Here is a 23,484-nt window from a genome sequence, read left to right as displayed (position 1 = left end):
GACAGGGGCGCACGATATTCGCGAATGCACTCGGCCCGACACTTCAAGGATAACCACCCCCGTTGTGATTTGTGAAGATCACAAACGTCTATGAGCTTCCCTGTTTGGCAGTTGAGGCGGCGTCGACCCCCAACCACCGTTGCTCTCGCCACACTTCACATCTCGAATCAGTAAAGAGGGTTCCGTTCAGCGAATAATTGTTGAACCATGAAGGTCCACAAATGAGGGGAGTTTGTGAAGATCACCGGTTGCGCTTTGCGCACGGCCGGGCAAGGGGGCCCGGCAGACCGGTGACGCGGCGGTGGTGCCGTTCCCACGCCGCTTCTCACGCAGTACCACGCCACGGCCACCTGCTTCAGGAACAGGCGGGCCGTACTTCAGGGGTGAGGAAAACACCATGCACATATGTGTGCTGGGGCAGGGCTATGTCGGCCTGCCCCTGGCCGTGAGGGCCGCCGAGGCCGGGCACGCCGTCACCGGCTACGAGCCCGACGGGGCGCGCTGCGAGGCGCTGGCCGCCGGGTCGTCCTACGTCGAGGACATCGGCGACGACCGGCTTCAGGCGGTGCTCGACTCGGACGCCTACTACGCGACCTCCGACCCGCAGGACCTCAAGGGGTTCGACGTCGCGGTCATCACCGTGCCGACGCCGCTCACCGACCGTGCTCCGGACCTGAGTTGCGTACGGGACGCCGGCCGGGCGCTCGCCGAGTGGATCGAGCCGGGCGCGACCGTCGTGCTCGAGTCGACGACCCACCCCGGCACCACGCGTGACGTCCTCGTCCCGCTGCTGGAGGAGGGCTCCGGCCTCGTCGCCGGTCGGGACTTCCACGTCGGGTTCAGCCCCGAGCGCATCGACCCCGGCAACCCCGACTGGCGCCTGGAGAACACACCGAAGATCGTCGCAGGGCTCACCGAGGGCTGTCTGCGACGGGTGAAGGACTTCTACGACACCGTCACCGACGTCACGGTGCCCGCCTCGGGTCTCGAAGAGGCCGAGCTGGCCAAGGTGTTCGAGAACACGTACCGGCACGTCAACATCGCGCTGGTCAACGAGCTCTCGCGGATGGCGCACACGCTCGGTGTCGACGTCTGGCACACGCTGGAACTGGCCGCGACCAAGCCCTTCGGGTTCACCAAGTTCCTGCCCGGGCCGGGGGTCGGCGGGCACTGCCTGCCCATCGACCCGGTCTACCTCAGCCACCACGTCAAGGCCCGGCACGGCCAGACGTTCCGTCTCATCGAACTGGCCCAGGACATCAACGAGAGCCAGCCGGACTACGTGGTCCGCCGCCTCCAGGACGCCCTGAGCCGCCGCTTCCGCCGAAGCGTCCACGGGGCACGGATCCTCGCGCTGGGGGCGGCCTACAAGCCGGGCACCTCGGACGCCCGTCAGTCCCCCGCCGTCGAAGTCAGCGACCGGCTGCGGCAGATGGGGGCGGACGTGACCGTCGTCGATCCGTATCTGCCCGACGGCGGCAGCCGGTCCATCCCCTTCGCCGCAGAGGACGTGGGGACGGGCACGTGCGTCGCTGACTTCGACGCGGTCGTACTGCTCACCCCGCACGCCGAGTTCGACCTCGACCGACTGGCCGACGAGGCGAGCTACGTACTGGACACCCGGGGCGTGATGGCAGCGGCTCCGCACGTCGAGCTCCTCTGAGCACCCCGGCCCGGCACACCGGCCGTACCTGCCGTCGCGTGCCGCGTACCGCCTCCACCTCACCACACACACCGGGCTGCTTCGCGCTGCCTGAAACACCGGAAGGAAAAGCGACATGGGTTACGACGACGGAGCACTCGCCAGAACCGGCGTAGGGGCCTTCACCCTGTTCGGCGCCAGCGTCTCGCTCAACTGGGTCCTGGCCGTCGCGGTGACACTCGTCCTGGTGGGCGCCTTCACCTACCGGGCTGTCACCCGCCGCCAGCGAGGACAGGCCTGACATGCCCAACCGCACGTCCAAGCGGGGCCGTCGGGCACCGTGGCAGACCTGGGTCTGTGTGGCCGCCACCCTGGCGGCCACCGCCTGGACCCTCATCTACCACTTCTACTGGAGCACCCAGCCCTGGGGGACCGCACTGGTCTTCTACTGTGCCGTCACCGCCGTCCTCATCTACTCCCTGGCCGCGGTGATCAAGGGGCGAAGCTTCACCCACCTGCCCGCCCATGAGGGCCGGGTGCTGGCCATCGTCCCCGCGTACAACGAACCCGCCGAGGCTCTGCACAAGACCGTGTGGGCGCTCATCAACCAGGTGCGCCCGCCCGACGCGATCCACGTCGTCGACGACGGTTCCAGAATCCCCGTGGTCCCCTTCGACCATCCGCTGGTCACCTGGCACCGTCAGGACAACGCCGGTAAACGTGAGGCACAGGCGAACGTGCTGCGCACCGTCGATCCGTCGACGTACGACCTCATCATGACCGTCGACTCCGATTCGGTCGTCCACCGGATGGGGCTCTGGCACTGCCTCAAGGCCATGTCGGATGTCCGTGTCCAGGCCTGCACCGGTCTGACGCTGGTCTCCAACTACGCCCACAACCTCCTCACCCGCGTGATCGACCTCGAAATCGTCACGTGGTGTCTGGTCACGAGGATGGCCCGCTCACAGGTGGGCGCAGTCGCCCCCACCTCCGGCATCCTCGCCGTCTACCGCAAGGAACTCGTCCTGGAGAACCTGGACGACTACGTCGCCTCCGGAACGGCCGGAGACGACCGGCGCCTGACGCACTACGCACTGCAGCGGGGCCAGGTGGTCGCCGTGAACGAGGCGTGGGTCTACAGCAGCATGCCCACCGACATCAACGAGCTGTTCACCCAGCGCGTCCGGTGGTTCAAGTCGTACTGGCGCTACGTCGGTTGGGAGCTCACCAACTTCTCGGCTGCGCCCCTGTTCTTCCGTCTCTACGGCCTGGTCGTCACCGCCACGATGCCGATCCTCTACGTGTGGGTTCTCTTCGTGCTCCCCTACCACACCGATGACAAGCTGCTCTTCGTGCAGGGCCTCGGTTACTGGCTGATCATGACCTACGCCCAGACCGGCATGTACGCAGCCCTTCGACCCGAGTTGTCGGCCCGACAGAAGATCGTCGCCTGGGTCTTCCTCACGCCCCTGGTCACCTTGATGAACCTGCTCATCGTTCGCCCTGCCATGTACTGGGCCCTCACCCAGGCCCGCACCACCCACTGGGGCACCCGCAAGGTGAATCTGCCGGTGCCGGCTGCCGAAGGGCCTTGATCAAGAAGTGTCGGCTTCCCGCTGGTTCATGCCTCTTCGAGGCGTACGGCCTTCCCGAAGTCGTCGACAGCGGCCCAGTAGTGGTCGAGGCTCGTGTAGAACACTGCTGACTCCGTGACCCCGTCCGCTATGTCGCCCAGTGTCATGTAGACCGTTCTGCACGTGCTGAAGACGCGATCGCACGCCTTGACGACCTCGCCACTCCGGGCATGCAAGGTGGCGACTTGGCCGGTGTGACGGAAGGGCCCGAAAACCTCGCGCAAGCGCGCTCGGTGTTCGTCGATGCGTGTGCGGCGCATCCCCGGATCCTCGGTTCTCAGGATGGAAGGAGTCTGGCGGTACTCGACCCCCATGAGATGAGCCTGCTCGAGGAAGGCCAGGTAGGCAGCCTGCCTGACCTCGCGCCGACGCGCCTCGTCCTGAGCCGCTGCCGACATCTCAGCCTGTAACCGTGCTGCCCGCGTATGGCCGCGACTCGTGACCCAACTCGCGAGCACTGCGGTGGCGCCTGTCAGCCCTGCGATCCACAGTCCGATGTCCCCCACGTCAGCCGAGTGTGAGGCCTGGCGACCGAACGGAACAGCCCCCTTGCCCGACGAGGCGTGGCGGCTGCCGGCGGAATCATGGCTTCCGTCACTGCATGTTCGATCTTGGTCTGCTTCCGTTGCTCTCGACCACATACGCACGCGTATCCCTCCCGCCCCGCCAGGGCGGGCAGGCGCGCGTGCGCGCGACACCCATGAGAGACAAACGGGGCCGGGCGGCCTGCCGTCGGCCGTGATCGGAGGCAGTGACATGTCGGCAGCGCAGATCGTCTTCGCCTGCGAGACCCTGCTGGTCGTCACGGGCATCATCTGGATGCTCGCCGTCGTCCGCACCGGGGCGAGGGTCGCCGGGGCCGAGCGTCCGCGCCTCGGTCTCATGCAGCCCACCCGAGAGCTGCTCACCGCCGCGGCGCTGAGCCTCGGCGCGGGGTGGGCCGTCACCCGCCACTCCGTGCCCGACCTGCTGGCGCTGGCCCTCTTCGGCATCGTCATGCCGGCCATGGCCGGCATGGGCCTGGCGCTGATCATCCGCCAGGAGGAGTCCCCGCTGCGCAGCGCACGCGGCTTGCCGGTTCTGCTCGTGCCCGTCGTCGGAGGCGCCACCGCCGGTCTGGCACCTCACCTGTTCTGATCAGGCAACGGCCGGTCAGCGTCGTCGGTGATGAGTTCCGGGGACGGAGGCGGTCCAACCCTCCGGCTAGGCAACCCGCCGGTGAGGACCTGGTGGTCGTGCCGCACCGGTCCCGTCCCACGGGGTGGCACCCCGACGCGCCGTTCCACTGCGTCGACGGCGTGGCGGAGGCCGTCGCCAGGGCCAGGGAGCCGTACCGCCCGGCGACCGAGCCCGGCTCTCCCCGCACCCCCGGAAATCAACCGAACTCACGTACAACCCTTACGCCCCTCCAGGGGTCTCCTGATCGCCGACCAGCCGTGAACGCCCGGGCAACGCCCGGCGAACACGGACAGTCCGGCCCTCCATCGACTGTGGATGTCCGCCAGGCATCCCCCGCATGCAGCAGGAGACCCCGCATGCAGCAGCACGAGCGCCCCGCCGGGCGCCGTCCCGCGTCCGCCCACCCGTCCCGGCGCTCCCGCGTGCGGCTCGCCCTGGCGACGGCCGCCCCGGCCGCGCTGACCGGCACGCTGCTCTCGGCCGCGGCCGGCCCGGCGACGGCCGCGGACGGCACGCACGCCCCGCGGGCCGACTTCAACGGTGACGGCATCGCCGACGTACTGGCCGGCTCGTACGAGAACGACGGCGACGGCGACGGCGCGGTCCTCCACCTGCCGTCCGACGGCACGAAGATCACCGCCACGGGTTCGCGCAGCGTCTCCCCCAGTGACGCGGGCGTCTCGACGACGGGCTACCCGAACTTCGGCGCGAACTTCGCCGACTGAGCCGCCCGCGGGGGCTGAGCCCACCCGTACGGGCTGAGCCACCCACGCCGGCCGAGCCCACCCGCGCGGGCTGAGCCACCCACGCCGGCCTGGCCCGTTCGTGCCGGTGAGCCACCACACCGGCTGAGCCGTCCCGCGCAGGCCGCACCACCCGGCACCCACCGAAGCACCCCCGCCGCGGAAGCCACCGACGGCACCCGGCCCCGCCGCCCGCCGGCGGAGCCACCCCCGCACCCCCTTCGGGGCCGGGCCCCCGGGCCCGGCCCCTTCCCCACCCGGAGTCCCACCTTGCGCAAGCGCACCCTCCTGCTGGCCGCCGCCCTCACCACCGGCCTGCTCTCCGCCGCCCCCGCCACCGCCGCCCCCTCCGGACTCGCCGGGGACTTCAACGGCGACGGCTACCGGGACATCGCGACCGGCGCCCCGTGCACCAACGTCGGCTCCGCCTCCTGCGCCGGCGCCGTCGTCGTGCTGTACGGCTCGGCGTCCGGCGTGTCGGCCACCCGCAAGGCCGTCATCACCCAGAACTCCACAGGCGTGCCCGGCACCGCCGAGTCGGGCGACCTGTTCGGCGCCTCCCTGGCCACCGGCGACCTGGACCGCGACGGCTACTCCGACCTCGTGGTGGGCGCCACCAGCGAGAGCGTGGGCGACCGGGACGCCGTCGGCTCCGGCACCGTCCTGTGGGGTGGCAAGTCGGGCCTGTCCGGCGGCAAGGGCCTGCCTCAGCCCAGCACCCTCGCCGAGTACGGCGGCTTCTCCCAGGGCATCGCCACCGGCGACTTCGACGGTGACGGCGACCTCGACGTCACGCTCACCGGCCAGAGCCACACCCGTCTCTACCAGGGCCCCTTCACCAGGACCGGCGGTCCGCTGACCCACTCCCGCGTCGGCGAACTCGGCACCACCTTCGAGGTGATGGCGGGCGACCTCACCGGCGACGGCGCGGCCGAGCGGGTCTACCCGTTCACCGTCGACGGCGACTCCGGCGGCGAGATCCTCTACTTCCGCTGGAACGGCATGACGCACAAGATGGCCGAGCTGCCGAACGCCGACGGCACCCAGGGCGCGATCGGCGACATCAACCGCGACGGCTACGGCGACCTCGTCCTCGGCGACTCCAGGGACCCGTACGAGCTCAAGCCCGGCGGCCACAAGGGCGGCCAGATCACCGTCTGGTACGGCGGTCCGGACGGCCCCGACCCGGCGCAGCAGCCGACCGTCGTCCACCAGGACACGGAGGGCGTGCCCGGCGCGGGCGAGCCGGACGACGGTTTCGGCATGTCCGTGAGCACCGGCGACATCAACGGCGACGGATACGCCGACGTGGCGGTCGCCGCCCCGGGCGAGGACATCGGCTCGGCGAACAACGCCGGCTCGGTGACCGTGCTGTTCGGCTCCGCGTCGGGGCTGAGGACCAGTGGCGCGAAGTCGTACACCCAGGACACCACCGGTGTGCCCGGTTCCGCCGAGTCCTGGGACCAGTTCGGCTCCGCGGTCGACCTGACCGACGTGACGAAGGACGGCAAGGCCGACCTGTCCGTCGGCGTCGACGGCGAGAACTCCACGGGCGGCCTGTGGTTCCTGCGCGGCTCCGCCTCCGGCCTGACCACCAGCGGCGCCCAGGGCCTCACGACCACCGCCGTCGGCCTCCAGTACGGCGCCAACTTCGGCTCCGACATCGCCCAGTGACGCCCCGTCCCCTTCCCCGTGAGGCACGTACCTTCATGCGCACCCGTATCGCTTCCACCGTCCTCGCCGCGGCCCTGACCCCGCTCGCGCTGGCTCTGTCCGTCCCGGCCGCGCACGCCGCGCCGGCCGCCGCCCCGTACGACTTCAACGGCGACGGCCGCACCGACCTCGCGATCGGCGCGCCGGCCGCCACGGTCTCCGGGCAGGCGCGAGCGGGTGCCGTGTCGGTGGTCTACGGCAGCACGAGCGGCCCGAAGAGCTCCACGCGGACCCTGCTGACGCAGAACACGGCCGGGATGCCGGGCACCGCCGAGGCCGACGACGCCTTCGGTTCGGCCCTCGCCTCCGCCGACCTGAACACCGACGGCTACGCCGACCTGCTGGTCGGCACGCCCGGCGAGGACGGCAGCGACAGCAACGACGGCACGGTCACCATCGTCTGGGGCTCGCCCACCGGCCTGTCCGGGGCCCGCTCGCTGTTCAGTTTCTTCAGCACCGACTACGACCGGTACGGCCGGACGCTGGCCGCGGGTGACTTCGACGGCGACGGGAACGTGGACGTCGCGGTCGGCTCCACCGGGCCGGTCACCCTCTCCCTCGTGAACGGCCCGATCACCAAGACCAGCGCTCCCAACGGCGGTTCGGGCTCGGGCAACGACTGGTGGTCGTCCTCGAACGGCGTCACCCACCTCTCCGCCGGCGACGTCGCCGGTGACGGCCGCCCCCGCGTGGTCCTGCACGGCCGCACCGCGCACGACGGCGCCGCCGCCACCTCCCTCGCCGACATGAAGATCGGCAACTACGTCGACTGGCTGCAGAAGCTGCCCGCCGGGTTCGTCTCCGCCGTCGGCGACATCGACGGTGACGGGCACGCCGACATCGTCGTGGGGAACGACCGGGAGGCCTCCGCCGACCCCGGGGGCGCCCTCGGCGGCAAGGTCACCGTCGTCTACGGCGGACCCGACGGCCGTGACAGCGGCCGCGCCCCGCTCGTCCTCACCCAGGACACCGCCGGTGTGCCCGGCGCCGCCGAGAAGGGCGACCGCTTCGGCAGCGGCGTCTCGCTCGGCGACATCAACGGCGACGGGTACGCCGACCTGGCCATCGGCGCCGCGGGCGAGAACAGCTCCGCCGGTGCCGTCACCGTGCTGTACGGCTCGGCGTCCGGCCTGACCACCAAGGGCGCCACGTCGTACACCCAGAACACCGCCGGGGTGGCCGGCACCAGCGAGAACGGTGACCGGTTCGGTGAGCGCGTCACGCTCACCGACCACACCGGCGACCGCCGCGCCGACCTGTCCGTCTCCGCGCCCGGCGAGAACGCCAGCGACGGCGCCGTCTGGTCCCTGCGCGGCACGGCGACCGGCCCGACGGCCTCCGGCTCGACGAGCTTCGGCCCGGCCGCGACCGGCATCTCCACGGCCGGCACGCCCGGCTACGGCACCGCGCTCAACTCCTGACCACGCCCCACCGCCCGACCCGACGGCCGACGCCCGGCGACAGCCGGCCCACCGGGCGACGGCCCGCCGGCCACCGGCGACCTCATCACCGAACACCCGACGACTCAACGGGGATCCCGATGCGCAAGCGCACCCTCCTCCTGGCCACGGCCCTCACCACCGGCCTGCTCACGGCCCTGCCCGCGACGGCGGCCACCGCCGCACCCGCCGCCACCGGCCCGACCGTGGACTTCAACGGCGACGGCTACGGCGACATCGCCTTCGCCGCCCCGTACGCCAGGGTCGACGGCCAGGGCATGGCCGGCTACGTCGCGGTGGTCTACGGCGGCGCCACCGGCCTCGACCCGGCCAAGCACACCGTGATCAGCCAGAACACCGCCGGTGTGCCCGGCGCCGCCGAGGCCGAGGACGGCTTCGGCGAGGCGATCGCCCCGGCCGACCTCAACGGCGACGGCTACACCGACCTCGCGGTCGGCTCCCCCGGCGAGGACGTCGGCGACGACGCCGACGGCGGCTCCGTCACCGTCCTGTGGGGCTCGGCGAGCGGCCTGAAGAACGGCACCACGGTGAAGGACCCGGCGGTCTCCGCACACGACCACTGGGGCAACCTGCTGACCGCCGGCGACTTCGACGGCGACGGCAAGGCGGACCTGGCCGCGAGCGCCTACGCCGACCCGTACGTCATCCGCGGCGGCTTCACCACCACCGGCACGACCGGCGCCGTGCAGCGGATCGGCACGCCCGAGACGTCGTACAGCGTCGACGCCATGGCGGCGGGCGACACCAACAAGGACGGCCGCTCGGACCTCGTCCTCACCTACCGTGTCCACCTCGACTCGGACGAGTCGGGCAGCTGGTCCAAGGGCGCCGCCTACCTGGGCACCGCCACCGGCCTGGACACCTCGCTCCCCCGCCCCCTGAACGGCGGCACCTCCGTCGCACTCGGCGACATCGACGGCGACGGCTACGACGAGATCGCCCTCGGCAACGTCTTCTCCGAGGAGGACGACCACAGCGGCAGCCTCGGCGGCCGGGTCGTCGTCATCCGCGGCTCCGAGGGCGGCCCGGTCAACGGCGACGCGCCCATGGCCGAACTCACCCAGGACTCCGAGGGCGTCCCCGGCGCCGACGAGGCGGACGACGCGTTCGGCGGTGCCGTCTCCATCGGCGACACCAACGGCGACGGCTACGACGACCTCGCCATCGGCGTCACCTTCGAGGACGTCGGCACCATCGAGGACACCGGCGCCACCGTCCTGATGAACGGCTCGGCCTCCGGCGTCTCGCGCACCGGCGCCCGCACCTTCACCCAGGACACCGCCGGTGTCCCGGGCTCCGCCGAGGCCATGGACTACTCCGGCTCCGACGTCCTGCTGGCCGACGTCACCAAGGACGGCCACGCCGAGCTCACCGTCACCGCCGGTTTCGAGGACGAGGGCATCGGCGCGATCACGGCCCTGCGCGGATCGGCCGGCGGACCCGTCACCGACGGCGCCCGCACCTTCGGCCCGGGCAGCCTCGGCCAGACCCGCTCCTACGGCGCGTTCGGCGCCGGCCTCATCGGCTGACGAACCAGGAGACCCCCATGCGCAGATCCACCACGACCGCACTGGTCGCCGCCCTGCTGGCGACCGGCGTCACCCCCGTGCTCCTCCCCGGCCCCGCCTCCGCCGCCGTCGCCAAGCACTACGACGACTTCAACGGCGACGGCCGCCGCGACCTCGCCTACGGCGGCTACAACGACGTCGACCGCGAGGGCGGCACGATCACCGTCGTGTACGGCACGGCCACCGGCCTCGACACCGCCCACCCGAAATACCTCCACCAGGACAGCGCCGGCGTCCCCGGCAACGGTGAGGAGGACGACCAGTTCGGCGCGTCCCTCGCGAGCGCCGACCTCAACAAGGACGGCTACGCGGACCTCGTCGTCGGCAACCCCACCGAACACGTGGGCAGCGACGACTACCGGGGCACCGTCACCGTCCTGTGGGGCTCGAAGTCCGGCCTGTCCGGCGGCACCACCATCGCCCCCGTCGGCGGCGCGGGCGGCCACTTCGGCCGCGACCTGGCCACCGGCGACTTCACCGGCGACGGCTCCCCCGACCTGGCCGTGATCGGCGGCGAGGAGGCGTGGCTGTACCGCGGCCCCTTCACCGAGTCCGGCACCACCGGCAAGGTCAGCAAGATCGACAAGGGGTCGGGCGGCTGGTACTCCACCGCCCTCGGAGCCGGAAAGGTCGACGGGGACGGCAAGACGGACCTGGTCGTGATCGGCACGGAGATCAACGGCAGCCGGATCCGCGAGCGCGCCTGGTACCTCAAGGGCACCTCCTCCGGCCTCGCCCCGGGCGCCTCCAAGACCCTCAGCGACCGGCAGGAGGGCCTCTACCCGAGCCCCGTGATCGGCGACTTCGACAAGAACGGCTACGGCGACATCGCCCTCGGCGTGCCCGACAAGGACAACGGCAAGGGCGCGGTCACGATCTGGCGCGGCACGTCGTCCGGCCCGGGCACCTCGGTCACCCTCACCCAGGCCACCTCCGGCGTCTCCGGCAGCCCCGAGGCCGACGACAACTTCGGCTACGCGATCTCGGCCGCCGACACCAACGGCGACGGCTACGCGGACCTCGCGGTCGGCGTCCCGCACGAGGACGTCGACGGCGAGGAGGACCAGGGCGGCGTCCACGTCTTCCGCGGCGGCTCCGGCGGCCTCAGCGGCGCGCGTTCCTCGTGGATCGCCCAGACGGTCCTCGGCCCGGCCGACTCCCACACCGCCTTCGGCTACACCGTCCGTCTGCGCGACCTGACCGCCGACGGCAAGGCGGACCTGGCCGTGGGCGCGGCGAGCAGCGCGCTGCTCATGCGCGGCACCGGCACGGTCCCGACGAAGACCGGCGCGATCGCCCTGCCGGAGCTGGGCGGCGGCTTCGCCGACTGACCGCGTCTGAAGGGCCGGCCCGGGGCAGTCCGCCTCGGGGCCGGCCTGCGGCACACCGTCATGGGGCCGGCCCGAGGGGACATCGCCGTCGGGCCGGCCTGAAGGACATCACCGTGGGGCCGACTGCTCCCCAGCCTCGGCCGGACGGGCCCGGGGGCGTGGCCCGTACGGCCCAACCCTGACACCCCATGGACACCCAAAGCCCCTTCCCCTTAAGGGATGTCACAGCTCGGCCGCAAAGCCGGGCCCGAAAGCCCGGGCCCGGCACGCCACCGCCGGGGACCAGGTACGTTCGAAGACGTGGCTGGATTCAGGATCGGACGCGGCCGGAACAACGGCGCTCCTCAGACGCGACCGCACAACCCTCCGTACGGGCAGCAGACGCCGCAGGGACCGTCGTACGGCTCCCCGCCGGCGCCGCAGCCGTACCCGCAGCAGCAGCCGTACGGCAACGGCGGCGGTCCCGCGTGGCCGCAGCCGAACGCCGGACACGGCGGCGGCTACGGCGGGCAGGGCGAGCCGGAGTACTTCGGTGACGGCGCGTACCCGCCCGGCCCGCAGGGTCCGGCCGACCCGTACGCGGCGAACAACCCGGGCCACACGCAGGCCTTCTCCGTCGGCGAGGACCCCTACACGCAGGGCGACACCTACCGCGCCGGCTCCGCGGCCCCCGCGCCCGGACCGGTCGGCCCGCGCCTGCACTGGAAGGCCCTGCTCCGGGGGATCGTTCTCGCCCCGAACCAGACGTTCCTCCAGATGCGGGACTACTCGATGTGGGGCCCGGCCCTCATCGTCACGTTCCTCTACGGTCTGCTCGCCGTCTTCGGCTTCGACGGCGCCCGCGAGGATGCGATAAACGCCACACTGTCGAACGCGGTGCCGATCGTCCTGACGACGGCCGTGGCGATGGCGCTCAGCGCGTTCGTCCTGGGCGTGGTCACCCACACCCTGGCCCGCCAGCTCGGCGGCGACGGCGCCTGGCAGCCCACGGTGGGCCTGTCGATGCTGATCATGTCCCTCACGGACGCGCCCCGTCTGGTCTTCGCGATGTTCGCGGGCGGCGACGCGACCTTCGTCCAGCTGCTGGGCTGGGCCACCTGGGTCGCGGGCGGCGCCCTGCTGACCCTCATGGTGAGCCGCTCGCACGACCTGCCCTGGCCGAAGGCCCTGGGCGCGTCGGCGATCCAGCTGATCGCGCTGCTGTCGATCGTGAAGCTGGGCACGGTCTGAGGCCACACGACACGGAAGAGGGGCTCCCCGAGCGGGGAGCCCCTCTTCGTCGTCATGGCCGTCAGGCGTCGAGGACCTGCCCGGCCCGCCGCACGACGGGCAGTTCGACGCTCCACGGGAAATTGATCCAGTCGTCGGTGCGCTTCCACACGTACTCGCACTTCACGAGCGACTGGGACTTCTCGTAGACGACGGCGCTGCGCACCTCGGCGACGGTGTCGAGGCAGAAGTCACGGACCAGCTTCAGCGTCTTGCCGGTGTCGGCGACGTCGTCGGTGATCAGCACCTTCTTCTGCGAGAAGTCGATCACGTTGGGAACGGGGGCGAGCATGACGGGCATCTCGAGGGTGGTCCCCACGCCGGTGTAGAACTCCACGTTCACCAGGTGGATGTTCTTGCAGTCCAGGGCGTAGGCGAGCCCGCCGGCCACGAAGACACCGCCGCGGGCGATGCTGAGGACTATGTCGGGCTCGTAACCGTCGTCGGCGATGGTCTGCGCGAGCTCGCGCACGGCGACGCCGAACTTCTCGTAGGTCAGGTTCTCGCGCACGTCACTCACGCCTGCTTCGCTCACGTCCTGGTCGCTCACACCTGGGTCCGGTGGAAGTTGAGGAAGGACCGGGAGGCGGTCGGACCGCGCTGCCCCTGGTACCGGGACCCGTACCGCTCGCTCCCGTACGGGAAGTCGGCGGGCGAGCTGAGCTTGAACATGCACAGCTGGCCGATCTTCATGCCGGGCCAGAGCTTGATGGGCAGGGTGGCGAGGTTGGACAGCTCCAGGGTCACGTGCCCGCTGAAGCCGGGGTCGATGAAGCCGGCCGTCGAGTGCGTGACCAGCCCCAGCCGCCCCAGCGAACTCTTGCCCTCCAGCCGGGAGGCGAGGTCGTCGGGCAGGGTGATGACCTCGTAGGTGCTGGCGAGAACGAACTCCCCGGGGTGCAGGATGAACGGCTCGTCCCCCTCCGGCTCCACGAGCCGGGTGAGATCGGCCTGCTCGATGGCGGGGTCGATGTGGGGGTACCGGTGATTCTCGAACACCCGGAAGTAGCGGTCCAGCCGCACATCGATGCTCGACGGCTGCACCATCGCGTCGTCATACGGATCGATCCGCACCCGCCCGGCGTCGATCTCGGCCCGGATGTCCTTGTCTGAGAGAAGCACGCCCCGAGGATACGCAAGGCGCGCGGAGCGACCACAACCGGACGTCTCCGCGCGCCTTCGCCTGTTGCTTCCTGCTGTGTCCGTCACGGCCGCCACGAGTGCGGCCGGTCGCCGCTACCGCTTCTGATGGCTGACGGGCACCACGCTCCGGAGCCGCGCACATCGCGGGCACCGGAGCAGCCGCCCGGGGCCGAGCCGCTCGGCCTGCTGCATCGGGAACGAAGCGGTGCTGAACACGTGCCCATCGGCACAACGGACGACGGTGCGCTCCATCAAGTCCAAGAGTCCCTTCCCCAAGAGCCGCGTCTGGCTGCTGCTTGCCTGACGACAAAAGCCACAGTACGGGATCAAAGGGACGGCCCTCCAGGCGGCACTCCGGTCCCGCCCGGGCCCTCTCAAGCCTCTCCACCGTACGCCCCAACTCCGTTCCCCCGCAGCCGCATCCCACGCCTGAAACGCCCTCAGACCTCACGGCGCGAACGCCGGAGGCCTGAGATGAGGTACAGTGAGCGAGCATTCGGACACCGACTCGGTCGGCGTCTTACGCGGGTGTAGTTTAATGGTAGAACATCAGCTTCCCAAGCTGAGAGCGCGAGTTCGATTCTCGTCACCCGCTCCACGAAGAAGGCCCAGGTCAGAGACCTGGGCCCTTTTGCTGTGCGGGGCGGATGAGCGCGTGCCGGATGCGCGCCACGCCGCACCACGAGGGCCGCGGTCTTTCGTCCACAGGTTGTGGACGGCGGAACGCAGTCGGAACACCAGCCGAGTTGCACGTCGCTCCCGCCCTCGCCGCATGACCGGACAGGTCCGGCGCCCGCTTCACCCTGCTGGTCACGGCCCTGCGCAACTCGCCTCGGGCGGAGCGCTTTTGCCTCTGCCACCGATCCGGCCAGGACGTCGAAGTCGCGGCCCGCTCCGCAAGCCCGGTGCCGTCGCAGTGTGTGAGTCCCGTCCGGCAGGGAACACGCATGGACATAGAGGGCCTGCGCGGCCGCCCGCTGACGAAGCAGACGTCGTCTTTGCTCCGCGGTCGCGCGATGCGCTTCCGGCAATGGAGGAAGCGCATCCCTGCCTACGGCCCGGTCTCAGCGGCTCCCGGGCGGCGCCGAGTCATCGGCCTCACCCGGGGAGAACCATCGTCATGACCACGCACTCCATCGTTCACCCCCCGCCCTCGAAGGGGCCCGGCAGCGACTTCGCCCGGCTGTCGAGGAAGATCGCCGATGCCGGCCTGATGGGCCGCCGCACCTGTTCCCCAGCATGCCCAGACCCAACCTGCGCAGTGCGCGGACCATCGTCCGGCGCCACTGCGAGGACCTGGGCGTGGACTACGTGGAGACGGGGCTGATCACCTCCTACCGGCTGGCCCTCGTCAGCCTCCATCAGGCGGGAGCACCGCTCCGGAAGTCCCGGGTCCCCGCGTAGGAGCGGGCGCCCGGCGATCGCCGAGAGGACCGTCGGCCGCGGTGACAGCACCACGCGACGACCGTCGGCCGCGGTGACAGCACCACGCGGCCATCGTGGCAACACCGCGCCACGCCGCGGATGCCCGGGCGCCGATCGGCTCCCCGGTCAGCGCAGCCGGTCTCCCCTGGCCCGTCGCCGGTCATCGCGGATGCGGTCCTGCCGGTCCCGGCGGTGGATGAAGTCGCCCGGTGCGAGATCACCGTCCATGAGCCGCCCGATCACGAGACCGACGATGCCGAGGCCCAGCACCAGCAGGAAGGCCCAGAAGTCACCGAAGTACGCGGCGAACCCCAGCGCCATTCCCGCGATCAAGCCCACCACGCTCCTGCTCATCACGCGCTCCTTTCGACGCATCGGGCCTGATCCGGACCCCGTGCTCCGGCCGGACCTTCCCTACTCCTCCCGCCTCAGCGCTCTCCGGATGAGCAAGAAGGCCGCGACAGCGACCAGGGCGATCCCGATGAGGATCAGCAGTCCCCCGAGGATGATCAGGAACGTCCCGACCAGGAGCAGCATCGAACCCACCAGGATCAATATCGTCCCGATGACGAGAAGGAACGCCGCGAGGACGGTCATGGCTGCCTCCTCCCCCTCGACTCTGACTCCTCCCTGTCCGCTTTGTAAACAATTACGGACTAAATGGTGCAATGAGTCCTACGATGGCGAGAGGTCCCCCTTCCGCCCGAGCCAGCGTGGCGAGGGGTGCTCGGGACGACATGCCGCCCAGGCCCGATCGGCTCTCCATCACCCGGGACGAAGGGAATCGAGGATGACGGACGGTGGGCGGCAGCCGGACAGGGTCGGGGTGGACCGGTCGGAGGGGTTCGGCGAACGACTGCTGGGTGTGCTGCTGGACCGTGCCCACGAGATGCCGCCGGACTTGATCGCCCCGCTCGTCGCGGAGGAGGTGGCCAGGGTCGGGGGGCGGGAGGTCTCCATCCTCCTGCAGGACTACGAACAGGTGCTGTTGGTGCCGCTGCCCGGCCGGAGGCTGAAGGTCGGCGGCCCCGAGCCGGTCGAGGACTCCCCCGCAGGCGAGGCGTTCCTCAGTCTCAGAACGGTGGAGGTGCCGCGGGGCGGCAGCGTGCGGATGTACCTGCCGCTGCTGGACGGCAGCGACCAGATCGGGGTCATGGCCGTCACCCTGGACAGCGTCGATGACGACGACCGGCGGCTGCTGCGGAGACTCGCCGGTCTGGTCGCGGACATGATCGTCACCAAGGACGCCTACACCGACCAGTTCTTCCAGGCCCGCCGCAGCGCCCCGATGAGCGTGGCCGCGGAGATCCAGTGGTCGTTGCTGCCGCCGCTGTCGATGACCGTTCCGCAGGTCGAGGTGGCCGGCATCCTGGAGCCCGCCTACGACGTGGCCGGCGACAGCTTCGACTACGCCCTCAACGGCGACGTCCTTCACGTGGCCATGCTCGACGCCATGGGCCATGGGCTGGACGCGGCGACCATGGCGACGGTGGCCGTCGGCGCCTACCGCCACACGCGACGGGCCCACACCGATCTGTCCCAGGTGTACGCGTTCATGGACCGGGCCATCAACGACCAGTTCGGCCCCGACCACTTCGTCACCGCGCAGATGATGGTGCTGAACATCGACACAGGCCTGCTGCAGTGGGTCAACGCCGGTCACCCGGCTCCGTTCCTGATCCGTGACCGCGCCGTGGTGGACCGGCTGGAGAGCCCCACCACGCTGCCCGTCGGCTTCGGCGGCGAGGAGCCGGTGGTCAGCGAGCGGATGCTGCACCCCGGCGACCGGTTGCTGTGCTTCACCGACGGTCTGATCGAGGAGCACCAGGCCGGCGGGCAGCAGTTCGGTGAGGAGCAGCTCATCGAGTGGACCAACCGGATCCTCCGCGACCGCACCGAGGTACGGGCGGTGGTGCGGGCGCTGTCGCACGCTCTGAAGCACGAACGGGGCGGCACCACGACCGACGACGCCACCATCTTCCTCGTCGAGTGGCGAGGCGGCGGCGCCGATCACCTCACCGCCTTCGATTGAGCCTCTTCGGGAGATCGACGTGAGGGCGTTCCGCGGGTGGGGAGTTCGTGGACCAGGAACCCGGAGCCGGTGATCTCGATGATGCGGACCATGATCGGCGGCGGATGGTGCAGCCGGAGGATCGTGCCGGCTTCGGTGGCGAGCCCCGATGCCGTGAGGAAGACGTTGAGTCCGCTGGCGTCGCAGAAGGTGACTCCCGTGAGATCGACGTCCGTGATGCCCGTGCCGTCGTTCAGGCACTCGGCCAGCGCGGCCCGTACGAGCGGGGCGGTGGCCAGGTCGATCTCCCCCGAAAGGGTGATCAGCGTGCGGGTGGTGCGGTCGCGCCGGTGGACGTTCAGCCGTGGAAGGGGCATGGCTCCTCGGTTCGGAGTGCCCGTCGGCGAGTTGCGTGGCCGGACCGGGTCCTGCCCTCGCGGCGTGCCGCCGATACGGGGTGTGCGGGGTGGCGGGCGGAGGGCCGTTCCACGAGCCCGGGTCGGCGGGCTCGTGGTGGACCCGTCCGGGGATGCGCCACGAACCGGACAGAGGGTCCGCGTCCGACGGCATCGTGTCCTGGAGGGTTGGCTGCCCCGGCCTGCGGACACCGGACGCGGGTGGGCCCCCGGCCTGTCGTGTGCGCGGCTGCGGCCGGGGTCCCGGATTGCGGGTGGTGCTGTCGGTGCGGTCAGTTCCGCCCGTCGGGTGACGGGCCGGGCGAGCCTGCCGGAAGGGTGGGGCTCGCTCCTTCACGGGCGCGCGGGCGGAGCCGCCCGCGTACGCCGGGCCCGGGTCGGTCGGGGCGGCCGGTGCCGCTCGTCGCCGCCCTGCCGCGGTCTCTGCGTCGAGCCGACGGAGCCGGTCCCGCGACAGGTATCCCGGTGTGGCCGTAACGGACGCCGGCCATGCGGTCGCCGTGCTGCGAGTTCAGCAGACGGATGAGGAGCACCCCGAGGGCGATCATTCCCAGGATCACGGCCACGGTCACGAACGTCTCCACCGTCCTCACCTTCCCCTCGGCTGCTGCGGCACCGTGCCGGTCATGGCCGGCACCCGTGGAGGTGCGGCCGCGTCGCGGGACCCGTGCCCTCCTTCGGAGTCCCAGACCGCTTCCACGGCCCGGTCGGCGTCGCGCAGCGTCCGCAGGCGCGCCGCCTCCTCCATCAGCCGGCTCGCGCTCGACGTACCTCGCGGGTCGCTCGCGGCGGCCATCAGCCAGGCGGCCGAGTCGGGAGTCGTCTGCGGCGGGACGACCAAGAGGTTCCAGCGGCCCACGTGGTAGGAGAGCAACAGCAGTTCATGCGGGTCCTGCTCGTCCCGGAACCAGCCCACGTGCACCACGCGCCCGGCGACGGGCACCTTGCGTGGGATGACCGGCCACTGGGTGGGATTCACCGTGACCCGGGTGATCCGCCCCCACAGCGGTTCCAGTACGGCGGTCAGGGGCGGGAGTTCCGCCTCGAGATCGCGGGAGCGGGGCCACCAGGCGCCGTCCAGCAGAGCAGGCTCGGAGCCGATGGGAGCGAGCGACAGACGCGGAGAGAGCGAGGGGGGCCGGTCATCGGCTTCGGTCGTCGGCGGGTGGGAGATGGTCGCCATCATGACGCGAACCCTGCCCCGGGCCGACCAGGGCCGGCCCGGAATATTGAATCGCCGAAAACGACACGAGCATGGAAGCCGGTGTTCGAAATATCCTCGGTAAATCCAGCGTACTCCTCGGACAGGCCCGACGGACCGTGCGCACAACGGAGGAACGCTCCCACGCGTTCTCCCCCGGATCCGTCGTCCCTGAGGCAACGATTCCGGGCGAGTTCGATTTCCGTCACCCGTCACCCGTCACCCGTCACCCGCTCAGGCCGAAGCCGGTTTCACGGAGGGGAGTTGTTCCGGCGGCCTGAACCCGTGCCGCAGCAGTGTGGTCGCAGGGTCTCGCGCCGGGGGAACGACAAGGCCGCGCGACGTCGCCGAGCTGATCCGTGCCGAGTCGGGGGAATATCGATCCACTGGTGTGTCGGTCCCCCGACGCGCCCGCGGGCTTCGGCGAGGGTTTCCCTGACGGAGGGGGTGGCATGGTGAAGGGCGCGGGAGACGAGGGGAGCCGGCCGGCGGCCGAGAGGGAATTCTGGCAGCTGGTCGTCGGGCAACTGGGCACGGCCCTGGTCGTGGTGGATCCCGCCGGACGGATCCTCGCGGTCAATCCGGCGGCCGAGCGGCTGCTCGGCCGCGCCGCCCCGGCGATGCGCGGGCAGGACGCACACGACCTGCTGCACCGGGATGCGCGCGGCGGCAGGACCCCCCGGGAGCAGTGCCCGCTGCTGCGGGCCGTGGCCGAGAGGTCCGAGGCACGTGAGGAGGGCGATGTCTGTCTGTGCGGTGACGGTCGCCTGATCACGGTCTCCTGGTCCGCTTCTCCCGTGACGGACGACGGCGCCTTCATCGGCATGGCCGTGCTGTTCACCGACAGCGCCGGCGAGCGCAGCGCGCGTCGGGAGCGTGCGGCCTACACACGTGCTCTGGAGGACCTCACCGAGCGGCTGACGCTGGTCGCGGAGATCACCGACGTACTCGGCCAGACCCTGGAGACCGATGAGGCCCTCGTCCGGCTGGGGCGCCTGCTGGTTCCCCGCCTCGCCGACTGGGCGGCGGTGGATCTCCTGGTCGGTTCCGGGGAGGTCCACCGGATGGCGGTGACCGGTCCCGCGGGCCGGGAGGCCGGACTGGAGGGCGGGCGCCAGCGTCTTACCGATGCGGGGGAGGGAGATCACTCACCGCTCGTCCAGGTGCTCAACGGCGCTGATCCCGTACTGCAGCAGGAGGCGGTTCCGGCCGCACCGCCCGCCTCTCCCCTGGCCGCCGTCCACGACGACTTCCTGCGGACGGTGGGCTCGACGTCGGCCATCACGGTGCCGCTCGGCCCCCGAGGGCAGATCACCGGCGCCCTGACCGTGGTGCGCACGGACCCGGAGCACCCCTTCGACAGCGACGACCTGGACGTCGTGAGCGACATCGGCCGCCGGGTCGGCCTGGTCATCGACAACGCACGGCGGTTCGGCCGCCAGCGCGCCGTCGCCGAGGCCATGCAGCGCAACCTGCTCGCCCCGCCGCCTCAGCCCGGCAGCCTGCGGCTGGCCGCCCGCTACCAGCCCGCCCCGGCCGGTTCCCAGGTGGGCGGCGACTGGTACGACGCGTTCGAGCGGAAGGACGGCACACTCGCGCTGGTCATCGGCGACGTCGTGGGCCACGACCTGACCGCGGCGGCGGGAATGGCGCAACTGCACGGCATCCTGCGCTCACTCACCTGGGACCACACCGGCCCGCCCGGTGCCGTCGTCGACCGCCTCGACGACGCCATGCCCGCCATCACCACCGTTCCCATGGCCACCCTCGTCCTCGCCCTGCTCGAAGGCGACCCGCACACCGGTCCCTGGACGCTGCGGTGGACCAGCGCGGGGCACCCGCCGCCTCTGCTGCTGACCCCGGACGGACAGGCGCAGTACCTCGAAGCGGGACAGGGACTTCTCCTCGGTGTCCCTCCGGGCACCGGCGGCAGCCGGCCGAGCGCCGTGCGGTCCCTTCCACCGGGTTCCACCCTCCTGCTCTACACCGACGGCCTGATCGAGATCCCCGGCAGCGACCTGGACACCGGCCTCGCCCGTCTGCGCCGCCACGCCCTCGCTCTCGCCCACGAACCGCTCGACACGCTGTGCGACCAACTGCCCGCCCGCATGCCGCCCGGCAGCACCGACGACGTGGCCCTCCTCGCCCTGCGTCTGCCGTCGCCCTGAACGCGGTGACCGCGGTGAGGCGGGACCGGGGGCTCAGGTGTCGAGGACCAGGACGCGGAACGGGCCGAGCGGGGCCGTCCGCGGTGTGTCGCCTTCGATGTACCGCCATCCCCAGGACCGCAGCGCCTCGACGGTCCTGTGGTCGGAGCGCTTCACCAGTGTGACGGCGACGGCGGCACCGTGGTCGGTGAGCAGCCGTTTCTGCAGGCGCCGGGCGAGGTTCCAGGCACGGTCCTGGTTCTGCCTGCGTACCCGGGAGGGAACGTGGATCCCGGAGATCACGAAGAGGCGTCCGGAGGCGGCAAGCCGGAGCAGCCGCCCCGGAAGGTATCCGTCGAAGCCCTCCCACCAGGGGCCGTCGCCGCCCACGGGGAAACCGTAGGCGCAACCGGTCAGCGCGGTGGTCTCCGCGATCAGCAGCTCGAATCCCGGACGCCGTGCGTCGGCCGCGAGCCGCCGCAGGAAGGCGCTGCGGGCCTGGTTCCAGGCCCAGGGGCCGCCGCCGCACGTCTCCGCGTACAGATCACCCAGCTCCTGCATATGGTCCTCGATCTGACGCCGGGTCAGCGGACGGACGCGTTGCCCTTCCCGGGGCGAGGAGCCCCGTTCCGGCCTCGGGCCGGGCTTCCGCGTCGCGGGCGGGTGCGCGCCGACGGGACGCCCGAGGAGTTCTGTGGTCGTCGGCGCAGCCGGCGCGTTCACGGTCATGAGGCAAGCCCTGCTTCGGGCACGGACGGACCCGGCCCGGCGTCGTCGGTCGCCGAGAGCGGCACCGGTGTCGGAGCCGGCGCGCGGCGCCCTCGGTGTCTTCAACCGTACTCCCGCGGCCGCGCCCCCTCCGGGACCGGCGGTGGACGAGAACGCCGAGGCGGGTACCGCGGTACCGTCCCGTCCGCTTCCCGACAGCCGGGGGCGCACCGGAGTACGGTGGACGTACCGAGGGCATGTCGCACACCGGCTTCCGCGCTGGTCTCGTCCTCGGCGAGACACTTCGCCGGAAGCCTCGCGCAGCGCAGGAGCTTCCGGAGACAGGTCAGCATGATGGCCCCGGCCTTCGATTCCCTCCCCGCCGCCGACGCGTGGCCGGTGCCCGACCCGCGCAGGGCCGTACTGCAGCTCTTCACCACCGGCGCCACGAGCACGAGCGGCACCACCGGCACCCATGCGCCACGACGCGCCCGAGGGACGGCGGGCCCGCTTCCCCCAAGCCCTTCTCACGTTCGACCGACCGTCAGGTCGTGACCGCGATGGACATCACCCTCAGCATCGCCGTGCTCCTCGTGCTCATCGCCGCCGGAGCGTACGTGATCCACCGGCTCAACTCCGCACGCAGCGAAAGGATCGCCTCGCGTTCCTACAGCCAGGTCACTTCCAGCGGCAGCAGTCACAGCACAAGCGAAGATCCGCCGGCGTACGAGACCGCCGATGGTGATCTCCCCATGGGCGGTCTCGCGGAGGTCCGCATCATCGCCGCCAGCCCCGACATCGCCCAACGAGTGGCGCGGCTACTGCGCCGGAACCTTCGCTGCGACGAGCCCCGCAGCTACCCCGCGGGCCCCGGCGGGCAGGGCACCCTGCTCCATCTCACCGTCGACACCGGGCATGTCGGCGGAGAGACCTTTACCCAGTCGCCCTGGCTGGCCACCAGCCACACCCAGGCCCGACGCGCCCACACCGACGAGCCTGGCTGACGCCGGCCCAGCAGCACCGGCAGTCCGTTGGTCCTGCCCCGAACCCGCCGCTCCACAACCCGTCGAAGGAAACGCCATGATCACCACAGCGTCACCGGCACCGCCCGCACCTCCCGCACCGTCCATCCGCCCTCTCCGCCTGCGGCTCGCGCCCCACAGCGCACTGCCACGTCGCCTCGACGGGGTGTGGTGGCCACGTTCGTACGACCTCCTGGTGGAGCTTCCGCAGCTGCTCTCCGCACTGCCGCGCGCCTGGGGGCACATCGCAGGCGTCACGGTGAACGGAGCGGCCTGGTCCGCGGCACCTGGCCGGATGCTCGTCGCCAACCAGGTCGTACGCCTGCGGAAGACGGTCGCAGCACACGCCCCGGACACCGTCGTCCTGCTCGCCCCCGGCCACGGCCGCTGGGACCTGCTGGTCGTGCCGCCCGACACCACCGAGGAGGCGGCCGAACCGCTCATGACCGCCGTGCTCGGCGCCAGCGCCTGACCCGCCAGGAGTGGCGTGGACGCGAGGAGGCCCCGACAGCGCCCTGCACATCGGCACGTCGCTCGCGCCCGTGGGCGCCCTGGTTGTCCCCAGGGCGCCCACGGAGTGTCGTACGCGGTCAGGTCAGTGTCATGCGGTGTGGCGGCGACGCACGACCAGCACGGTCCCTACACCGACCGCGACCAGGGCGGCGGCCGCAGCGGCCAGGACGTACTCCTCGTCCCCGGCACCGGTGTCCGCGAGGTGCGGCTTGTCCGAGTGGTCCTTGTCTCGGCCGTGGCCCGAGTCGCCGTACCCGTCGTCCTCGTGGCCCGAGTCGCCGTACCCGTCCTCCTCGTGGCCCGAGTCGCCGTACCCGTCGTCCTCGTGGCCCGAGTCGCCGTACCCGTCGTCCTCGTGG

At 71.3% G+C, this 23,484-nt stretch carries 23 protein-coding genes, 1 tRNA gene and 2 pseudogenes; 17 read left to right on the top strand and 9 right to left on the bottom strand.

Annotated elements, in window-relative coordinates; all coding sequences use genetic code 11:
• Nucleotides 1–397 precede the first annotated feature (397 nt).
• The 11 genes and pseudogenes from AB0937_RS00770 (at nucleotide 398) to AB0937_RS00720 (ending at nucleotide 12,500) form a co-directional block, all read left to right on the top strand.
• On the top strand, nucleotides 398–1,663 hold the full coding sequence (locus tag AB0937_RS00770) for a nucleotide sugar dehydrogenase (RefSeq protein WP_366708796.1): 1,266 nt from the start codon (nucleotides 398–400) through the stop codon (nucleotides 1,661–1,663).
• 115 nt (nucleotides 1,664–1,778) lie between these two features.
• Entirely contained in the window at nucleotides 1,779–1,943 is a 165-nt protein-coding gene (locus AB0937_RS00765) for a hypothetical protein (RefSeq protein WP_366708795.1), read from the top strand.
• Nucleotide 1,944: 1 nt separating this feature from the next.
• Nucleotides 1,945–3,237 carry a glycosyltransferase gene (locus tag AB0937_RS00760; RefSeq protein WP_366708794.1) on the top strand — a complete coding sequence of 431 codons (1,293 nt, stop codon included), beginning with the start codon at nucleotides 1,945–1,947 and terminating at the stop codon, nucleotides 3,235–3,237.
• Nucleotides 3,238–3,461: 224 nt separating this feature from the next.
• Complete coding sequence (locus tag AB0937_RS00755; protein ID WP_366708793.1) at nucleotides 3,462–3,686, top strand: hypothetical protein; 225 nt, start codon at nucleotides 3,462–3,464, stop codon at nucleotides 3,684–3,686.
• Between the two features lie 346 nt (nucleotides 3,687–4,032).
• The gene (locus AB0937_RS00750; protein ID WP_366708792.1) at nucleotides 4,033–4,413 is read left to right on the top strand and encodes a hypothetical protein; all 381 of its coding nucleotides are present in this window, start codon (nucleotides 4,033–4,035) and stop codon (nucleotides 4,411–4,413) included.
• Nucleotides 4,414–4,985: 572 nt separating this feature from the next.
• Nucleotides 4,986–5,180, top strand: a pseudogene (locus tag AB0937_RS00745) (hypothetical protein); the annotation flags it as partial.
• A gap of 288 nt (nucleotides 5,181–5,468) precedes the next feature.
• Nucleotides 5,469–6,872, top strand: a complete 1,404-nt coding sequence (locus tag AB0937_RS00740; protein ID WP_366708791.1) for an FG-GAP-like repeat-containing protein — start codon at nucleotides 5,469–5,471, stop codon at nucleotides 6,870–6,872.
• Nucleotides 6,873–6,907: 35 nt separating this feature from the next.
• Complete coding sequence (locus AB0937_RS00735; RefSeq protein ID WP_366708790.1) at nucleotides 6,908–8,332, top strand: FG-GAP-like repeat-containing protein; 1,425 nt, start codon at nucleotides 6,908–6,910, stop codon at nucleotides 8,330–8,332.
• A gap of 119 nt (nucleotides 8,333–8,451) precedes the next feature.
• Nucleotides 8,452–9,900, top strand: coding sequence for an FG-GAP-like repeat-containing protein (locus AB0937_RS00730; RefSeq protein ID WP_366708789.1), 1,449 nt, complete (start codon nucleotides 8,452–8,454; stop codon nucleotides 9,898–9,900).
• 17 nt (nucleotides 9,901–9,917) lie between these two features.
• Nucleotides 9,918–11,270: an FG-GAP and VCBS repeat-containing protein gene (locus tag AB0937_RS00725; protein WP_366708788.1), complete on the top strand. Its 1,353-nt coding sequence runs from the start codon at nucleotides 9,918–9,920 to the stop codon at nucleotides 11,268–11,270.
• 219 nt (nucleotides 11,271–11,489) lie between these two features.
• Entirely contained in the window at nucleotides 11,490–12,500 is a 1,011-nt protein-coding gene (locus AB0937_RS00720) for a Yip1 family protein (protein WP_366708787.1), read from the top strand.
• Nucleotides 12,501–12,561: 61 nt separating this feature from the next.
• Here the strand turns inward: AB0937_RS00720 and AB0937_RS00715 are convergent, their stop codons facing one another.
• Nucleotides 12,562–13,059 (bottom strand): phosphoribosyltransferase, encoded by a 498-nt coding sequence (locus tag AB0937_RS00715; RefSeq protein ID WP_366709321.1) that lies wholly within the window; start codon nucleotides 13,057–13,059, stop codon nucleotides 12,562–12,564.
• 26 nt (nucleotides 13,060–13,085) lie between these two features.
• Nucleotides 13,086–13,661, bottom strand: coding sequence for a dCTP deaminase (gene dcd, locus AB0937_RS00710; RefSeq protein WP_053670409.1), 576 nt, complete (start codon nucleotides 13,659–13,661; stop codon nucleotides 13,086–13,088).
• Nucleotides 13,662–14,206: 545 nt separating this feature from the next.
• Between dcd and AB0937_RS00705 the strand changes: the two genes are divergently transcribed.
• Nucleotides 14,207–14,280 (top strand) — tRNA-Gly (locus AB0937_RS00705).
• Between the two features lie 626 nt (nucleotides 14,281–14,906).
• Nucleotides 14,907–15,086, top strand: a pseudogene (locus tag AB0937_RS00700) (acyl-CoA desaturase); the annotation flags it as partial.
• Nucleotides 15,087–15,233: 147 nt separating this feature from the next.
• Here the strand turns inward: AB0937_RS00700 and AB0937_RS00695 are convergent.
• Together AB0937_RS00695 and AB0937_RS00690 are read right to left on the bottom strand one after the other, a co-directional pair.
• A complete protein-coding gene (locus AB0937_RS00695) occupies nucleotides 15,234–15,461 on the bottom strand; it encodes a hypothetical protein (protein ID WP_366708786.1) in 228 nt (75 codons plus the stop codon).
• A 60-nt stretch (nucleotides 15,462–15,521) separates the two neighbouring features.
• Entirely contained in the window at nucleotides 15,522–15,704 is a 183-nt protein-coding gene (locus tag AB0937_RS00690) for a hypothetical protein (protein ID WP_366708785.1), read from the bottom strand.
• Nucleotides 15,705–15,897: 193 nt separating this feature from the next.
• Between AB0937_RS00690 and AB0937_RS00685 the strand changes: the two genes are divergently transcribed.
• Nucleotides 15,898–17,139: a PP2C family protein-serine/threonine phosphatase gene (locus AB0937_RS00685; protein WP_366708784.1), complete on the top strand. Its 1,242-nt coding sequence runs from the start codon at nucleotides 15,898–15,900 to the stop codon at nucleotides 17,137–17,139.
• Here AB0937_RS00685 and AB0937_RS00680 read toward each other — a convergent pair.
• From AB0937_RS00680 to AB0937_RS00670, 3 genes are all read right to left on the bottom strand, one after another.
• Nucleotides 17,118–17,495: an STAS domain-containing protein gene (locus AB0937_RS00680; RefSeq protein ID WP_366708783.1), complete on the bottom strand. Its 378-nt coding sequence runs from the start codon at nucleotides 17,493–17,495 to the stop codon at nucleotides 17,118–17,120. The genes AB0937_RS00685 and AB0937_RS00680 overlap by 22 nt on opposite strands.
• A 311-nt stretch (nucleotides 17,496–17,806) precedes the next feature.
• Nucleotides 17,807–18,118: a hypothetical protein gene (locus tag AB0937_RS00675; RefSeq protein ID WP_366708782.1), complete on the bottom strand. Its 312-nt coding sequence runs from the start codon at nucleotides 18,116–18,118 to the stop codon at nucleotides 17,807–17,809.
• A gap of 5 nt (nucleotides 18,119–18,123) precedes the next feature.
• Entirely contained in the window at nucleotides 18,124–18,720 is a 597-nt protein-coding gene (locus AB0937_RS00670) for a DUF5994 family protein (RefSeq protein WP_366708781.1), read from the bottom strand.
• Between the two features lie 467 nt (nucleotides 18,721–19,187).
• Here AB0937_RS00670 and AB0937_RS00665 point away from each other — a divergent pair, with 467 nt between their 5' ends.
• Nucleotides 19,188–20,903, top strand: a complete 1,716-nt coding sequence (locus AB0937_RS00665) for a SpoIIE family protein phosphatase (RefSeq protein ID WP_366708780.1) — start codon at nucleotides 19,188–19,190, stop codon at nucleotides 20,901–20,903.
• A 33-nt stretch (nucleotides 20,904–20,936) separates the two neighbouring features.
• Here AB0937_RS00665 and AB0937_RS00660 read toward each other — a convergent pair whose 3' ends face one another.
• A complete protein-coding gene (locus AB0937_RS00660) occupies nucleotides 20,937–21,611 on the bottom strand; it encodes a hypothetical protein (RefSeq protein WP_366708779.1) in 675 nt (224 codons plus the stop codon).
• Between the two features lie 530 nt (nucleotides 21,612–22,141).
• On the opposite strand from AB0937_RS00660, the gene AB0937_RS00655 reads away from it, so the two are divergent.
• Together AB0937_RS00655 and AB0937_RS00650 are read left to right on the top strand one after the other, a co-directional pair.
• Nucleotides 22,142–22,594, top strand: coding sequence for a hypothetical protein (locus tag AB0937_RS00655; protein WP_366708778.1), 453 nt, complete (start codon nucleotides 22,142–22,144; stop codon nucleotides 22,592–22,594).
• 76 nt (nucleotides 22,595–22,670) lie between these two features.
• Nucleotides 22,671–23,084 carry a DUF5994 family protein gene (locus AB0937_RS00650; protein ID WP_366708777.1) on the top strand — a complete coding sequence of 138 codons (414 nt, stop codon included), beginning with the start codon at nucleotides 22,671–22,673 and terminating at the stop codon, nucleotides 23,082–23,084.
• A 129-nt stretch (nucleotides 23,085–23,213) separates the two neighbouring features.
• Here AB0937_RS00650 and AB0937_RS00645 read toward each other — a convergent pair.
• Nucleotides 23,214–23,484: LAETG motif-containing sortase-dependent surface protein (locus AB0937_RS00645; RefSeq protein WP_366708776.1), on the bottom strand; the 271-nt coding region annotated here is incomplete at its 5' end.

Origin of the sequence: Streptomyces sp. NPDC047880, assembly GCF_040706515.1 — a bacterium.
In the GTDB taxonomy this organism is placed as follows: domain Bacteria; phylum Actinomycetota; class Actinomycetes; order Streptomycetales; family Streptomycetaceae; genus Streptomyces.
The sequence above is the reverse complement of the archived record's forward strand: the minus strand, read 5'-3'. Positions and strand labels throughout refer to the sequence as shown.

Bases quoted from the DNA above. Each gene is read 5' to 3' on its own strand.
- AB0937_RS00770 (WP_366708796.1), top strand. From the start codon at position 398: ATGCACATATGTGTGCTGGGGCAGGGCTATGTCGGCCTGCCCCTGGCC.
- AB0937_RS00765 (WP_366708795.1), top strand. From the start codon at position 1,779: ATGGGTTACGACGACGGAGCACTCGCCAGAACCGGCGTAGGGGCCTTC.
- AB0937_RS00760 (WP_366708794.1), top strand. From the start codon at position 1,945: ATGCCCAACCGCACGTCCAAGCGGGGCCGTCGGGCACCGTGGCAGACC.
- AB0937_RS00750 (WP_366708792.1), top strand. From the start codon at position 4,033: ATGTCGGCAGCGCAGATCGTCTTCGCCTGCGAGACCCTGCTGGTCGTC.
- AB0937_RS00735 (WP_366708790.1), top strand. From the start codon at position 6,908: ATGCGCACCCGTATCGCTTCCACCGTCCTCGCCGCGGCCCTGACCCCG.
- AB0937_RS00730 (WP_366708789.1), top strand. From the start codon at position 8,452: ATGCGCAAGCGCACCCTCCTCCTGGCCACGGCCCTCACCACCGGCCTG.
- AB0937_RS00725 (WP_366708788.1), top strand. From the start codon at position 9,918: ATGCGCAGATCCACCACGACCGCACTGGTCGCCGCCCTGCTGGCGACC.
- AB0937_RS00720 (WP_366708787.1), top strand. From the start codon at position 11,490: ATGTCACAGCTCGGCCGCAAAGCCGGGCCCGAAAGCCCGGGCCCGGCA.
- AB0937_RS00695 (WP_366708786.1), bottom strand. From the start codon at position 15,461: ATGAGCAGGAGCGTGGTGGGCTTGATCGCGGGAATGGCGCTGGGGTTC.
- AB0937_RS00690 (WP_366708785.1), bottom strand. From the start codon at position 15,704: ATGACCGTCCTCGCGGCGTTCCTTCTCGTCATCGGGACGATATTGATC.
- AB0937_RS00685 (WP_366708784.1), top strand. From the start codon at position 15,898: ATGACGGACGGTGGGCGGCAGCCGGACAGGGTCGGGGTGGACCGGTCG.
- AB0937_RS00680 (WP_366708783.1), bottom strand. From the start codon at position 17,495: ATGCCCCTTCCACGGCTGAACGTCCACCGGCGCGACCGCACCACCCGC.
- AB0937_RS00670 (WP_366708781.1), bottom strand. From the start codon at position 18,720: ATGATGGCGACCATCTCCCACCCGCCGACGACCGAAGCCGATGACCGG.
- AB0937_RS00665 (WP_366708780.1), top strand. From the start codon at position 19,188: ATGGTGAAGGGCGCGGGAGACGAGGGGAGCCGGCCGGCGGCCGAGAGG.
- AB0937_RS00660 (WP_366708779.1), bottom strand. From the start codon at position 21,611: ATGACCGTGAACGCGCCGGCTGCGCCGACGACCACAGAACTCCTCGGG.
- AB0937_RS00650 (WP_366708777.1), top strand. From the start codon at position 22,671: ATGATCACCACAGCGTCACCGGCACCGCCCGCACCTCCCGCACCGTCC.